This is a genomic window from Haloferax litoreum, assembly GCF_009674605.1.
Taxonomy (GTDB): Archaea; Halobacteriota; Halobacteria; order Halobacteriales; family Haloferacaceae; genus Haloferax; species Haloferax litoreum.
Genome location: NZ_WKJO01000001.1, coordinates 2716844 through 2729864, shown reverse-complemented (window position 1 = coordinate 2729864; position 13021 = coordinate 2716844). Strand labels below are relative to the sequence as shown.

At 59.7% G+C, this 13021-nt stretch carries 14 protein-coding genes and 1 tRNA gene; 11 read left to right on the top strand and 4 right to left on the bottom strand.

The features are described 5' to 3' along the window. Positions 1 to 100: 100 nt before the first annotated feature. The 5 genes from GJR96_RS14090 to GJR96_RS14070 all read left to right on the top strand — a co-directional run bounded on the left by GJR96_RS14090 (position 101) and on the right by GJR96_RS14070 (position 5232). The gene (locus GJR96_RS14090) at positions 101 to 586 is read left to right on the top strand and encodes an Lrp/AsnC family transcriptional regulator (RefSeq protein WP_058573703.1); all 486 of its coding nucleotides are present in this window, start codon (positions 101 to 103) and stop codon (positions 584 to 586) included. Then, a complete protein-coding gene (locus GJR96_RS14085; protein ID WP_151163508.1) occupies positions 583 to 1734 on the top strand; it encodes a pyridoxal phosphate-dependent aminotransferase in 1152 nt (383 codons plus the stop codon). The genes GJR96_RS14090 and GJR96_RS14085 overlap by 4 nt, the downstream gene beginning before the upstream one ends. Positions 1735 to 1810: 76 nt before the next feature. Further along, a complete protein-coding gene (locus tag GJR96_RS14080) occupies positions 1811 to 2236 on the top strand; it encodes a universal stress protein (protein WP_151163507.1) in 426 nt (141 codons plus the stop codon). A 137-nt stretch (positions 2237 to 2373) separates the two neighbouring features. Further along, positions 2374 to 3078, top strand: coding sequence for a DUF7504 family protein (locus GJR96_RS14075; RefSeq protein ID WP_151163506.1), 705 nt, complete (start codon positions 2374 to 2376; stop codon positions 3076 to 3078). A gap of 135 nt (positions 3079 to 3213) precedes the next feature. Then, entirely contained in the window at positions 3214 to 5232 is a 2019-nt protein-coding gene (locus tag GJR96_RS14070; RefSeq protein ID WP_151164057.1) for a hypothetical protein, read from the top strand. On the opposite strand, the gene GJR96_RS18180 is transcribed toward GJR96_RS14070, so the two are convergent. The 4 genes from GJR96_RS18180 to guaB form a co-directional block, all read right to left on the bottom strand. After that, on the bottom strand, positions 5233 to 5373 hold the full coding sequence (locus tag GJR96_RS18180; protein WP_191965868.1) for a DUF7503 family protein: 141 nt from the start codon (positions 5371 to 5373) through the stop codon (positions 5233 to 5235). A gap of 180 nt (positions 5374 to 5553) precedes the next feature. After that, positions 5554 to 6141, bottom strand: coding sequence for a HalX domain-containing protein (locus GJR96_RS14065; protein WP_151163505.1), 588 nt, complete (start codon positions 6139 to 6141; stop codon positions 5554 to 5556). Positions 6142 to 6309: 168 nt separating this feature from the next. Next, a complete protein-coding gene (locus tag GJR96_RS14060; RefSeq protein WP_151163504.1) occupies positions 6310 to 7383 on the bottom strand; it encodes a TrmB family transcriptional regulator in 1074 nt (357 codons plus the stop codon). Between the two features lie 160 nt (positions 7384 to 7543). Continuing rightward, positions 7544 to 9040, bottom strand: coding sequence for an IMP dehydrogenase (gene guaB / locus GJR96_RS14055; RefSeq protein ID WP_151163503.1), 1497 nt, complete (start codon positions 9038 to 9040; stop codon positions 7544 to 7546). Between the two features lie 612 nt (positions 9041 to 9652). Between guaB and GJR96_RS14050 the strand changes: the two genes are divergently transcribed. The 6 genes from GJR96_RS14050 (at position 9653) to GJR96_RS14025 (ending at position 13020) form a co-directional block, all read left to right on the top strand. Next, complete coding sequence (locus GJR96_RS14050; RefSeq protein ID WP_151164055.1) at positions 9653 to 10591, top strand: DUF5794 domain-containing protein; 939 nt, start codon at positions 9653 to 9655, stop codon at positions 10589 to 10591. Positions 10592 to 10633: 42 nt separating this feature from the next. Further along, positions 10634 to 11020 carry a secondary thiamine-phosphate synthase enzyme YjbQ gene (locus GJR96_RS14045; RefSeq protein WP_151163501.1) on the top strand — a complete coding sequence of 129 codons (387 nt, stop codon included), beginning with the start codon at positions 10634 to 10636 and terminating at the stop codon, positions 11018 to 11020. Between the two features lie 53 nt (positions 11021 to 11073). Then, positions 11074 to 11301 carry a DUF5795 family protein gene (locus GJR96_RS14040; RefSeq protein WP_225317744.1) on the top strand — a complete coding sequence of 76 codons (228 nt, stop codon included), beginning with the start codon at positions 11074 to 11076 and terminating at the stop codon, positions 11299 to 11301. Between the two features lie 56 nt (positions 11302 to 11357). Next, positions 11358 to 11534 (top strand) — tRNA-Trp (locus GJR96_RS14035). 457 nt (positions 11535 to 11991) lie between these two features. Continuing rightward, positions 11992 to 12477 carry an Lrp/AsnC family transcriptional regulator gene (locus GJR96_RS14030; protein ID WP_151163500.1) on the top strand — a complete coding sequence of 162 codons (486 nt, stop codon included), beginning with the start codon at positions 11992 to 11994 and terminating at the stop codon, positions 12475 to 12477. Positions 12478 to 12654: 177 nt separating this feature from the next. After that, positions 12655 to 13020, top strand: coding sequence for a DUF7344 domain-containing protein (locus tag GJR96_RS14025; RefSeq protein ID WP_151163499.1), 366 nt, complete (start codon positions 12655 to 12657; stop codon positions 13018 to 13020). The last annotated feature ends 1 nt before the right edge of the window (position 13021 follow it).

Below are 13021 nucleotides of genomic sequence, written 5' to 3'. Positions count from 1 at the left end.
ACTGGTGGGGGTGGTTTGCGGTCTGTCCGCTCGATTGGTTGTCACGACAATTCATCCCGGTTGGGCAAACCATTTTACTGATGCCTGCAACGGACTGCCCATGGACAAGCAGTCACTGCTCGACCTGCTGCGTCACGACGCTCGAGAGAGTGTAGACGACATTGCCCGACAACTGGGCGCAGACGCCGATGCAGTGGCAGCAGCGCTCGAAGAACTCGAAGACGACGGGGTTGTCCGCGGGTACCAAGCGGTCGTCGACTGGAACCGCGTGGACGACGAACACGTCCGCGCGCAAGTCGAAGTCGACGTGGAACTCGACCGAGAGACGGGGTACGAACAGATTGCCCGTCGTATCGCTCGGTTCCCCGAAGTCGCGACGCTTCGACTCGTCTCCGGTGACTACGACTTCTTCATCGAAGTCGAAGGCGACTCGATGCACGATATCTCGAACTTCATCTCCGAGCGCATCGCCCCGATTCCGGAGGTCACCAAGACGGTGACGCACTTCGTGATGGACTCCTACAAAGAGGAGGGCATCGAACTCGGTGACGGTGACGACGACGACCGTCTGTCTGTGTCCCCATGACGCTCGGAGACCACATCTCCGGCCGCGTCGAGGCGGTTCCGCCATCCGGTATCCGGCGGTTCTTCGAACTCGCCGAAGAGGTAGACGACGTCATCTCTCTCGGTGTCGGTGAACCCGACTTCTCCGCGCCGTGGGCCGCCCGAACCGCCGCTATCGATTCGCTCGAACGCGGGAAGACCTCCTACACGTCGAACCGCGGGATGCGCGAACTCCGTGAGGCGATTTCGGAGCGCGTGACACGTTACGGACAGGAGTACGACCCCGAAAGCGAGATTATCGTCACGACAGGGGCCAGCGAAGCGGTCGACCTCGCGTTCAGAGCGTTCGTCGACGACGGCGACGTGGTCGCTATCCCGCAACCGTCGTACATCTCGTACACGCCGGGTGCGATATTCGCCGGCGGCGACCCACTCCCGGTGCCGACGTACGCCGAAGACGAGTTCAAACTCACGCGGGAGAGTCTCGAAGCGGCAGGCGCGGACGAGGCGGACGTGCTCGTCCTGTGCTACCCGAACAACCCGACTGGCGCGGTGATGACCGACGACGAACTCTCCGACGTGGCCGAGTTCGTTCGCGAACACGACCTCATCGTCCTCTCCGACGAGATTTACGCGGACCTCCGCTATGAAGACGACCACGCCTCCATCGCGACCCATCCGGGGATGCGTGAGCGAACCGTCGTGTTCAACGGGTTCTCGAAGGCGTACGCGATGACGGGACTCCGCCTCGGGTACGCGATGGGCCCGCCAGAGGCCATCGACGCGATGAACAAGGTCCACCAGTACGCGATGCTATCTGCCCCGACGACGGCGCAGTACGCGGCGCTCGAAGCACTACGGTCCTGTGACGACGCCGTCGACGAAATGTGTAGCCAATACGACCGTCGGCGTCGATTCGTCCTCGCTCGGTTCGAGGAGATGGGCATCGACTGTTTCGAGGCGAAAGGCGCGTTCTACGTCTTCCCCGAGGCCCCGGACGGTGACGACGAGGCGTTCGCCGAGGGACTCCTCGAAGAACAGAACGTCGCACTCGTTCCGGGGAGCGTCTTCGGGGAGGGCGGGGAGGGCCACCTCCGCGTCTCCTACGCGACGAGCATGCGCGAACTCCGCGAAGCGATGGACCGAATCGAAGCGTACGTGAACGGGTAATCAGGCCCACTCACCGCCTACTTTTTGCACACGCCCGTGCGAAGCATTCACACACTCTGGGCACGAATAGTATCGTATGTACGACGAGATTCTGCTTCCAGTCGACGGAAGTCCTGCCGGAGAGCAGGCGATTCCGCACGTCTTCGGACTGGCGGAGCAGTACGGGTCGACGGTTCACGTCCTGTTCGTCGCAGACGACACCCGCGACAGCGTGAGCGTCATGGGTGGGTCGATACTCGACACACTCGAACAGGAAGGCCAACGTGTCGTCGACGAGTTCGTCGCACGTGCCGAAGAACACGGCATTTCGGCGACCGGTGACGTAATCCGAGGAACGCCGTACGAGGCTATTATCGACTACGCAGACGAGCACGACGTGGACGTCATCGTGATGGCGACACATGGCCGACGCGGTGTCGAACGCGTCCTCCTCGGGAGTGTGACCGAACGCGTCGTCCGAACCGCACCAGTGCCGGTGTTGACGGTTCACGCCGCCGACTGACTCGTAACGAAGTCGTCAGTTCCCGTCGGTATCGGATACTGGGGTGAGCCGGGGCTAACAGTCGTGGCACAGACTAGCACATTCTGCTGCACAAACACGCAAAGTATTATTAAATATGGTTTCGTCGTCCAAGACGAATGGTGTCGAGAGGTGACATGGACGCACCAGCGAAGGAAGCGTCCGCATTCCAACTGGGATTGGACGACCTCAAGCGACGCGGAAGTGCGCTCCTCGTCGTGGGTTCTGTCCCGACGGAACTCTATTCGCGGGCCTCGAAACAGATGCTCGGTGCCCCCACAGAACCCCGTCGTCGCCTCGTCGTCCTGAACGAATCTGCTTCTCTCGACGCTCGTCTCGACCCTGCGGTTCGTCGCTCAACAGAGTGGACGCGTGTAATCCGATACTCGACGCTCGAACGGAGTGCAGCGAGTACGGCGTACACGCCAGATCCAGTCCAACAGAGGTACGAGCGGCGAGTGAGCGGTGGTGTCGGCCGCCTCGGGTCCGAAATCGCCACCGACATTCAGGAGTTCGATAGCTTCGCGAACATGCTGTCGCCCGCCGAACTCCGTGTCGCGTTCGATTGCCTGCCAGCACTCCTCTCGAAGTACGACCGTGAGACGGTGTTCAGATTCCTTCACGTAACGGCGACCCACGTCCGTTCGCGGAAGGGGATGCTACACGTCTGGTCACCCGGTGGCCGCGACGACGAACTCAACCGAATGCTCACGCCGTTGTTCGACGCCGTCGTCGAACTCGACGTACACGGAACCGACGCGATGCAGCGGTGGCACCTCCTCGATATCGACGTCTCGTCTGGGTGGTTCCCACTCGATTCGTGAATTTCAGGTCACCAATACGTTTTTCAACTCGAATCGTGTCATCAGTACACAATGGAACAGTCCGGGCAGAGCGAGGAGTCCCCTGAGTCCTCGACGTTAGAGGTCGGCTTTTCGCTCCCTTCAGACGGGACTGGTCTGGTCGTTCGTGACAACGTCGAACGACACCAGTTCCTCTTACGGACGCCGTCGTCGGTCACCCCGAAACCGGCAGACAGAACTCAGTTCTCGCTTCCGACAGATGCCGCAGTGCGAATCGAGACGGATCGTATCGCGTTGACCGCGAACACAGTCGTGTGTGTGCGGGACGCGTCTGGGACGATGCTTGCGCAAATCGACCAACAGGGTGCCGAACGATTCGGCGCTGGGTCCTACAGTCTCGAACTCTTCGGTGGAGTCAAAACCTATCTCGAAGTTGATGGGCCGCTATCCATCGATGCTGAACCACTCGAAACCGTCGTCTCGTTCGAAGATACACGGGAGGTTTTGGTGGGCGCCCGGTCATCCCACGAGAGTCCGGCGACGACAGTTACGACGACGGACGACCCACTGGACGTGATGCGTGCCGTCTCTGTCTTCAGTTCGGCGCTCAAGACGACGAGTGTCGAGCGCTCGTACCCGACCCTCCGCGGCCACCCACCGCTCCTCGAACTTGGTGACGAACTCCACATTCCGGACGGATTGACGGTCCCTGACACGGGTATCCGAATCGAACTACCTCCGACACTGCGTCACATCTTCGTCGCGACGCCACTCGCGTACTACCTCGGCGCGAAACTCGTCCCCAGTGAGTCACCGAGACTCGTCACCGAAACCGGATTCGTACACGAGTTCGACGGCCCACACGGATTCGAAGAGAACGTTGCACGCACGCTGAAGCAGACGTTCTTCCTTGACTGTGTGGTCCGAACCGAAGGAATCTACGACGTCGAACTCCACGAACGCCAGACTGTCGAGTCACGGACGACTCTCGACATCGAAGGTCTGTACGATGCGTCGCTCAGTGAACGATTGGCGGCATACTTCGACGTTCCATACGACTCCATCGTTGACCTCGTCCCCGAGTGGAAGTTGACGACGCACGTCGCGCCGGAATCAGATAACATCGAGCTACTTCCATTCGTCACGAACGACCTCGCTGTGGTGCGGACCCCGTCTGGGACCGAAGTATCTCACTCGGAAGTACAGACCGCAGCAGTCGACGACTTCCTCCGCGACGACATCGTCAGGAGCGCAGGCACGACAACTGCCAACGACACGTACGTTCGCCCCCAGTCGTCAAACTCTGTCGAACAGGCGTGGATAAGCGAGGGGACTCCTGTCGGTGCGAGTAAGACGACGCCTGCGGCCTACCGCAACCGACTCCAACGGGAACCGACGACGGGAGACATCGGAATCACCGTCGTCTGTAACGACCAGGAGATGCTCGCCGAAAGCGATATCGTCGACGACGTATACGGGTCGCGGGATGGTCTCTCGTTCGACGTCGACGCCTACTACAATCTCAGTCGGGCTGAACTGCGAGAGATACTCGCCGAACCGACAGACTTCCTCCACTACATCGGCCACATCGACGACGATGGCTTCCAGTGCCGCGATGGAAAAGTCGACGCAGAGACGCTCGACCACGTCGGGACGGGCGCGTTCTTCCTCAATGCCTGTCAGTCCTACGACCAGGGCCTCGCACTCGTCGAAGCGGGCGCTATCGGTGGCATCGTCACGTTCAGCGAAGTTATCAACAGTCAGGCAGTCGGCGTCGGTCGGACACTCGCCAGACTTCTCAATGGTGGATTCCCGCTTCAAGCGTCGCTCGACGTGGTCAGAACGGACAGCGACATCGCGCATCAGTACGGAGTGGTCGGTGACGGGAGTCTCTCTGTTGTCCAGGCAGAGAGTGGCGTTGCGGTCTACTGTGAGGTGACGGAAACGACCGATGGACCACTGGAACTCTCGTACCACGCATTCAATACGTCGAGGGCAGGAATCGGTTCGCTGATAATCCCAGCACTCCCCGGTGGTTCGCGGTACTATCTGTCGTCTGCGGGCGTCTCGAACATCGAGGTGACAGAGGACGAACTTAAAGACTTCCTCGCGCTACAAGAGATACCGGTCGTCTACGACAGCGAAGTCTACTGGTCTGATAGTTTTCTCGCGTGATTACGGGCCGTAGATGACACCCGTGTTCGCTGCTGCCGCGTTCCCTGCCTGGGTGAGAAGCAGGGTGAGCGTGAACAGGACGCCCATCATGCGGGGGTTGTTGCGGAGGTACGAGATCATCGTGTTGGTCTCTTCGGACATGTGCAAGTAGTCCGAAGAGTGGATGCGAATTATAATTTTTCGTGTATGTCTGATATGAAATTAACTTAATTAACAGAAATACTAATGTAAGAAATCCGAACAAGACAGAGACAGACGCCGTGCGTCACGAATCCGTTAACAGAGAGAGAAAAGTACGTTCCCGGAGCGACGGCGTGTCCGTTATTCGTCGGACTGTGCCGAGTCGCCGATGTCGCGGTAGACCGCAGAGAGCCCCTTGCTCTCGTCGAGTTGGCCGAGAGTGTCGTCGAGTTCGCCCCTGAGTTCATCGAGTCGTTCCGTGAGGGCTTGGTACTCTTCGTTGTCTTCGAGCGTCGCTTCATCCTTCTCAGCCTCCAGGAGGGCCTTCTTCGAGGCGAGTGAGAACAAGTCTTGAATTCCGACGTCGTAGGCGTTTCGCAAGATGAGATTAGAGACAGTTTCGGTCAGCGCCTCACGAGAGACGGGCTTGACGAGGTAATCGTCGAAGCCCATCGCGATGATGTCGAAGTCCGGTTCGACAGCAGTCACCATCGCGACACGGCAGTCGAAGCCGCGACTGCGAATCTCGGTGAGCGCTTCGTCGCCCGAGAGGTCGGGCATCCGACGGTCGAGGAGAACAACGTCAACCTCGTCGTCGAGTTCGTCGAGCGCCTCGCGTCCGCCGTAGGCGACACGAACGCGATAGTCGTCCCTAAGCCAGGTTGCGTACAGATCGGCGAGGTCAGGCTCATCTTCGACGATGAGCACCATGGGCTGTTCTGCACTCATTGGTAGTGTAGTGGTGTTCCGGGAACACTCACGAGACAGAATGTCGTGTGGTGGTATATCAAAATACCCCTTGGCGAGTGCGTGCCCGGAACCCGTCTTGTAATGAGTATGAGAACGGGGAGTTGTTATACATTCCGGCGAGAGGATATTCCAACTCCCCTGATGTGTTCAGGAAATCGACTCGACGGTGATGCGGTTCGCTTCGACTTCTTCTAACACCGCGCCCCATCCACCGACAGTGTACGTCTCGTCGCCGGCGTCGATGGTCAGACAGACCTGACCTGCGAGTTCGGAGAACGATAGCGTCTCTTTCGGTTCTGACACGGCAGTGTAGTAGATGTCTGTCAGTTCGCCAACGACGTCTATCGGTTCCCGATTGTCCGTCTCGTAGCCGTTGATGTGAGTGACGATGCGCTTGCCACTCTGAAAGAGCGGTTCGGCGTCCTGCACGAAGTGCCGAATATCTGAGTAGACGATTGGGGGTTCCGGCGTCTGTGCGGTGTAGACCACGTCCCACACCTCCCAGAGTGCTGTCTGGAAGTACCAGTAGAACACGTACGTGAGCGTGTAGTCGTCGACGAGGACACCGTATTGGTTGACGGACCCTGCGTGCGGTGCGAAACACGCCCCCGTTCGGTCGACGATTGCGACGAAAGGCGTCGGGAGTGTCCGCTTGCGAACTTCCGACGTCACTCCCCGGAAGGCGGATTCATCCATGTCGTTCAACTCGTCTCCCTGTTCGGGGTGGAGTGAGACTTTCACCAGAGCGCCGTTCTCGTACGCCTCTGTCAGCGCTGGTCTGAGCGCCGCGAACTGTTCGGGTGTGACCGAGAGTTGCACCTCACTCGTCGCGTCGCGAATCAGTTCCTCGGCGCGATTGAACACCGTCTCGAACCGTTTGACGATACTCAGCATGTGCCGGTCGACCGACGGTTGCTGCCATCGGGTCTCTATCTCTGTCGCCGCTTCGTCCAGTTGGACGGCACGGCTCTGTAGGTCTTCCATCACCGATTTCGGGTCGCACGCTCGTGCGTGAAGACTGTCCTGTTCGTAGGTCTCGATGTAGCCCTTCGATTCGAGGTCTCGAAGGACGTCGTAAATCCGTGCTGTCGGGACCGCACACGCATCGGCCAATTCTGTTGCGCTCGCGGCACCTAACTGGAGGAGGGCGACGTAGGCCTCTGCCTGATATTGTGACAACCCAGCGTTCCGAAGGGCGGTGCGTAGCTCCGCAGTATCCATCGCTTTGTAGATGCACGACATACATCCCTATTAATCATCCCTATATCGTCGTTGTACGCGGCGGGTGTCGAGAGAACAGACAGTGGTGACTGGTCACGCTATCGAGTCGGTGGTCTGAGAGCGGAGATGCAGACGGCCGAAAAGCGAACGCGGTCCTGTGTTACTCGCTCGGGCTGTAGTTCGGCGCCTCGTCGGTAATCATCACGTCGTGGGGGTGTCCTTCCGTCTGCCCCGCGGCAGAGACCCGAACGAACTTGGCGCGTTCTTTGACCTCTGGAATCGTCTCGGCGCCGACGTAGCCCATCCCGGACTGCATGCCGCCGACGAGTTGGTGGAGTTCGGACGCGAGCGAACCCTTGTACGGCGTCGCGGCCTCGACCCCTTCGGGGACGTACTCTTCGTCTTCGTCGTCCTCCTTGAGGTAGCGGTCGGCACCACCGGACTGCATGGCACCGACAGAGCCCATGCCACGGTACTGCTTGTACTTCTTGCCGTTCATCGTGATGACCCGACCCGGTGCTTCGTCGGTTCCGGCGAAGTAGGACCCGAGCATGACGGCGTCGGCACCGGCGGCGATAGCCTTGATGGCGTCACCCGAGTACCGAATGCCACCGTCGGCGATGACGGGGATGTCGTACTCGGAAGCGACGTCTGCGACCTCTGCGACGGCGGTAATCTGCGGCATCCCGGAACCAGAGACGACGCGGGTGGTACAGATGGAACCGGGACCGATGCCGACCTTGATACCGTCGGCGAAGTCGACGAGTTCCTCGGCGGCCTCACGGGTGCCGACGTTCCCGACGACGACGTCTGCCTCGACGGTCTCTTTGATTTCGCGAGCGGTGTCGATGACGTTCAGGTTGTGTGCGTGGGCGCAGTCGATGAAGATGACGTCGGCACCGGCTTCGTCGGCCTTCTGTGCGCGTTCGCGGTCGAAGGGACCCACGGCGACACCACAGACGAGACGGCCGTCCTCGTCGCGGGCGGCGTTCTCGTACTCGCGGCGCTGGAGGATGCCCTGCATCGTCACGAGGCCCACGAGGTGGCTGTCGTCGTCGATGATGGGGACGCGCTCTATCTTGTGGTCGTACATCAGTTCGAGCGCCTCGCGGGCGGTCACGTCGCGCGTGGCCGTGATGACTTCGTCCGTCATGGCCTCACGGACTTCGTCGGACTCACCGACTTCGAGGTAGGGGCGGATGTCGGTGCCGGAGATGATGCCGAGGACGATGTCGTTCTCGTCGACGACGGGCGCACCGGAGACGCCAGCACGCTCCATCATCTCGTCCACCTCGCTGATGGTCTGTTCTGGCTTTGCCGTGACCACGTCTTCGCGACGGATGACCAGTTCGTCGGCGCGCTTGACGCGTTCTATCTCGTGGACCATCTGGTCGGCGTCCATGTTTCGGTGGAGGACGCCGAGACCTCCCTCACGGGCCATCCCGATACCCATTCCACTCTCGGTGACGGTGTCCATCGCCGCAGAGAGAATCGGAATGTTGAGTTCGACATTCTTCGAGACGCGCGTCGAGACGTTGGCGTCGTCAGGTTCGACACGGCTCTCCATCGGACGGAGCAGCACGTCGTCGAATGTCAGCGATTCAGGTACCCGGAGCTTCTCAGAGAAGGGTTCTCGGTCAGGAACGTCGTTCGCCATATCAAGCGTGGTCTCGGGGACGACAAAAGGGTTGCGAGATAGCACGGGCGTGTCGATGTGTCGCAAAGAATCCGACGATGTATACACAGTGGTGGATACGTTCCGCCAGGAGTCTCGAACTTTCGACTGCCACCACGGCACTAGCTAACGACCCTCTGGTCCATCGTGAATAATCACCATATTCACGATTGTGTATCATAACATCATAGGTAAAGCTGACCCAATATCTACGATTCGTAGGACACTTTTAAAATAGTGGCACTGATATTCGTGTCCCATGCGGTCGTATCCCACACAACGTTTAATACTCCTGTCCTAAATTTATCGTGTATGGACTCCACGTGTCCCGCTGCATCGCGTATTGCCGGTCAAACGACCTCCGACTCCGGCATTCTCTTTACACAGATGTGGCAGACATTTAAACGGGAGTTCAATATCGGACGAAATGGACTCACTGTACGACACACTCGTACGCCGACGTCCGAATTGCGTCCATATCGCCGCTTGGGCCATGGTGAAGGCCAGTAACATCGAATGAGTGTCTCACGTCACCCAGTCGCCCTTCGTCTCGAGCAGCAGGTCGGTGGTGCCACCCGCCTGCTCGCGACGGTCATGGGTCTGCCTCTCGTCGACGGAATCTTCCCTGCGCTCATCATCGCGGGGGCACTGACCACTGCGTCGGGAGACCCGTCTGTCACGGGTATCCTCCAGACCGGACTGCTCATCTTCGGTGGGTCCGCCACCGTCGCGGTCATCCTCGCTGAGATGGACGGAACGCGCCGCGAGCAACTCACGTCTATCCTGCTGCTCGGCGCACTTCTCGTCCCCGTGGCCGTCGCAGAGGCCGCCGTCGCAGAGACCATCGAGACGCTGATAAACTTCGAAGTGTTCCACCGCTTCGCTGGCCTCGTCATCCTGGCTATCGCCGCAAAGACGGCCTCGTCGAAGGTGGGTGAGTACCTCCCCTCGCCGAGCGTCATCGTCGGCCTCGGTCTCGTGGCGAGTTTCAACCCCGCGGGCTTCGAACTCATCGTCAGGCCCGACATGACGCGCCTCGTCAGCGCTGGCGCGGCGGCAGGGACCGGCGTCGCGTTCGCTGGGTCCGTCGCCATGTTTGCCCCCCGTCTGCGCGGGTCGGTCGATATCGACCTGTTCCGGTTCGGAAGTTCCGTCGCACTCGGCATGCTGGCACTCGACGTGCTCGGTCTGATGCCGACGAAGGCCCCAGTCGCACTCGGCGTCCTCGGCGTCACGGCGCTGTTCGCCTTCGACCCCGGTGCATCCGGTGACGACGTCGCCGAGTTCGACGACATCACCGTCACCGACGGTCCAGCGACCGACGGCAGGATGGCTGCAGGCGCAGTCGCAGACGGTGGCGACGACGTCGCCGCCGCCGACGCTGTCGAGGAACCGAACACCACGGTCGACGCAGACGACGACGTGGACTCGGACGAGTTCGAGGACCTCTCGGACGAATCCACGGAAGAAGACGCCACCGAACCGGGATACGGTTATCCCGGTGAAGAAGGCTCTCGCGCCCCGTGGCTCTGAGTCCCGGTCGGATTTTTCTGCCTCTGTGGCGAATCTCGTCACATGCACCGTACCTTCGACGTCCGAACAGAGCGACGACTGCAGGCCCTCGACGTCACCGGCCGGGTCGCCGACGTACTCCCTGCCGACTACGACGGCATCTGTACCGTCTTCTCACGGCACACGACGACCGGAGTCTGCGTCAACGAAGCCGAATCGCGTCTGCTGAGTGATATCGAGTCGATGCTCGCAGAGAGCGTCGCCGACGACGGGTGGGAACACGACGAACTGGACGGGAACGCCGACTCGCACCTCCGCGCCCTCCTCGTCGGGAACGGCGTCTCGATTCCGGTCGTCGATGGCGAGATAGACCTCGGTACGTGGCAATCAGTCCTCCTCGTCGAGTGTGATGGTCCGCGGACGCGGACGGTGACTGTGGCGACGCCTTGACTCGGTCTGTCGCTGACGATGGGCTTACGTCCCTCGGGACGATTCGTCGGAGTATGAGCAACCGCGTCGTGCAAGGTCGGATGGTCACTCCAGAGACGCTCGCCGAACTCGTCGAAGGCGAACGCCCGATGGAGGCCGAGGCTATCGAAGACGCCGATTTCGACTGTCCAGAGTGTGGAGAGAACGTCATTCAGGTCGGCTACATGCCGAGCGTCACCGAGTTCGTGACCGCCTACAAGTGCCAAGAGTGCGACTGGGCGGACGACGACCGGGACGAGTAGAATCGAAACCCCTTTAAGAAAAATCGCCATACGAGAGAGTGCAGATAGAGCGAATCGGGGCTGTGGCCAAGCCCGGCATGGCGACTGACTCCAGAGGCTTGGCGCCCGGGACGACACTCCAGCTGATATACTGAGCGGCCGACTGATCATCGGTCGTGTTGACGACCCTCTGGAGTTCCGAGGTGCCCACCGGAGATATCAGTCGATCGGGGGTTCAAATCCCTCCGGCCCCATACTTTCTACCGCGAACCACACGGCGAGCACCTCGTGTGCTCGCCACTCGTGAGCGAGTGTAATATGAACAGAGGAGGATTTGAACCAAGGAGCGAACGCAGTGAGCGACTGAGGTTCAAATCCCTTCAGTCCGTTTCTACGAGAACCATCATCGACCGCGACGGTGAAGAGCACGCCCCGAACGGCGGCGGTGGCTCGCCACTTCGTCAACGACGGTGTAGACGACCCGAAGAGTGCGGAGCACGTGTTGCGCGTTGAGGACTACTACGACCGAGACAGACGCTGTATGCGACATCCTGCGGAATAGTCTGAAGCAGCTGTGTAGAACTCCCCAATTTGTGACATTATATTGAAGTCGTGCTGAACTCAGCGCACGTACTGAGCACCTTCGAATCGTTCCGTGCTCAGCTTACTACCCCGGCTGAGGATTATAGTTATTGAGCCCCTCGTGGGGGTGTGAGCAATTTCTCACTCGACAACATCGACCACGGCATCCTCTACGCGCTGCAGCGCGACGCCCGAAATACCACCACCGCAGAGATAGCCGAGGAGGTAGAGGTTTCCGCCAGCACCGTCCGCAATCGAATCGAGAAACTCGAACAGGTCGGAATTATAGAGGGCTACTACCCCAAAATCGACTACGAACTCGCGAACTTCCCGCTCCACGTACTGTTCGTCTGCAACGCCAACCCGATGGAACGCGAAAAGCTGGCCGCCGCCGCTATCGAGGTACAGGGGGTCATCGACGTCCGAGAGATGCTCACCAGCACGCGCAATCTTTACATCGAGACCGTCGCGACTGACACCCGTAACCTTACGACCATCACAAACAAGCTCGCATCGATGGAACTCGAGGTGCTCTCCTCGGAGATTATCACGAGTCACCACGTCCGGCCCTGGGCAGAATTCGAATTCCAGACGCCCGATTTTATTTCCGATTAAACGTAACATTACAATTATACAATTGTGGAATTCGCATTGTTGTCATTCAAATGTGCGAATTTGCTGGATAGAATTGTTGAAATCTGCAATTGGGGCAACGATTATATCATTGTTATTCCTTTCTTCTCTTGCCACGAGTGAATCAGGGGGGTACCACACCCGTTCTGGAATCTGACCATGACCTCAAACATGTCTGGGGAACCTCATACCGCACGTTCGGACCGTGAGTCACTCGACCAACTGTTCGCTCTTCTCAGTCACCACTATCGCCGGCAAATCTTGGTTCTGCTCGCCGCCTCGAATCCACGAACCGTCGATGCAGTCACGCAGGTCTGTCTCGGGTCACGGGAGGGTGGAAGGGAAGAAGAACGAATCCGCATCGGACTCCATCACGTCCATCTGCCCAAGCTCGAGGCCGAAGGATATCTCGAGTGGGACCAAACCACCGATACGATTCGTCGGGGGCAGGACTTCGAAGCCATCGAACCGGCCCTCGAGCTCCTCACAGCGCACCCGGATGCGCTCCCCGGCACCTGGCCCTGAC

Excerpts from the sequence above, each read along its gene's own strand:
- GJR96_RS14090 (WP_058573703.1), top strand. The coding sequence starts at position 101 with ATGGACAAGCAGTCACTGCTCGACCTGCTGCGTCACGACGCTCGAGAG.
- GJR96_RS14085 (WP_151163508.1), top strand. The coding sequence starts at position 583 with ATGACGCTCGGAGACCACATCTCCGGCCGCGTCGAGGCGGTTCCGCCA.
- GJR96_RS14080 (WP_151163507.1), top strand. The coding sequence starts at position 1,811 with ATGTACGACGAGATTCTGCTTCCAGTCGACGGAAGTCCTGCCGGAGAG.
- GJR96_RS14075 (WP_151163506.1), top strand. The coding sequence starts at position 2,374 with ATGGTGTCGAGAGGTGACATGGACGCACCAGCGAAGGAAGCGTCCGCA.
- GJR96_RS18180 (WP_191965868.1), bottom strand. The coding sequence starts at position 5,373 with ATGTCCGAAGAGACCAACACGATGATCTCGTACCTCCGCAACAACCCC.
- GJR96_RS14065 (WP_151163505.1), bottom strand. The coding sequence starts at position 6,141 with ATGAGTGCAGAACAGCCCATGGTGCTCATCGTCGAAGATGAGCCTGAC.
- GJR96_RS14060 (WP_151163504.1), bottom strand. The coding sequence starts at position 7,383 with ATGGATACTGCGGAGCTACGCACCGCCCTTCGGAACGCTGGGTTGTCA.
- guaB (WP_151163503.1), bottom strand. The coding sequence starts at position 9,040 with ATGGCGAACGACGTTCCTGACCGAGAACCCTTCTCTGAGAAGCTCCGG.
- GJR96_RS14050 (WP_151164055.1), top strand. The coding sequence starts at position 9,653 with ATGGGTCTGCCTCTCGTCGACGGAATCTTCCCTGCGCTCATCATCGCG.
- GJR96_RS14045 (WP_151163501.1), top strand. The coding sequence starts at position 10,634 with ATGCACCGTACCTTCGACGTCCGAACAGAGCGACGACTGCAGGCCCTC.
- GJR96_RS14040 (WP_225317744.1), top strand. The coding sequence starts at position 11,074 with ATGAGCAACCGCGTCGTGCAAGGTCGGATGGTCACTCCAGAGACGCTC.
- GJR96_RS14025 (WP_151163499.1), top strand. The coding sequence starts at position 12,655 with ATGACCTCAAACATGTCTGGGGAACCTCATACCGCACGTTCGGACCGT.